This is a genomic window from Aquitalea sp. ASV11, assembly GCF_016429185.1.
In the GTDB taxonomy this organism is placed as follows: Bacteria; Pseudomonadota; Gammaproteobacteria; order Burkholderiales; family Chromobacteriaceae; genus Aquitalea; species Aquitalea pelogenes.
On record NZ_JAELUD010000247.1, the window covers coordinates 1 to 302 of the forward strand.

The 302-nt window shown below is 68.2% G+C and carries 1 protein-coding gene; it reads left to right on the top strand.

Features of this window, described 5'->3' with window-relative positions; genetic code table 11:
• Positions 1 to 302: hypothetical protein (locus JHD62_RS21975; RefSeq protein WP_199104651.1), on the top strand; the 302-nt coding region annotated here is incomplete at both ends.

Below are 302 nucleotides of genomic sequence, written 5' to 3' on the forward strand. Positions count from 1 at the left end.
GGGCAGGAAAAGAAACCTGAGCGCGATGCCATGGCGGATATCCCACCAGACATCCTGCTAACCAACTTCATGATGCTGGAGTACATCCTCACCCGATTCGACGATGTAGATCGACGGGTAGTGGACCCTGTCTCTTATACACATCTCCGAGCCCACGAGACGAACGCAATAATCTCGTATGCCGTCTTCGGCTTGAAAAAGGGGGGGGGGGGGGGGGGGGGGGGGGGGGGGGGGGGGGGGGGGGGGGGGGGGGGGGGGGGGGGGGGGGGGGGGGGGGGGGGGGGGGGGGGGGGGGGGGGGGG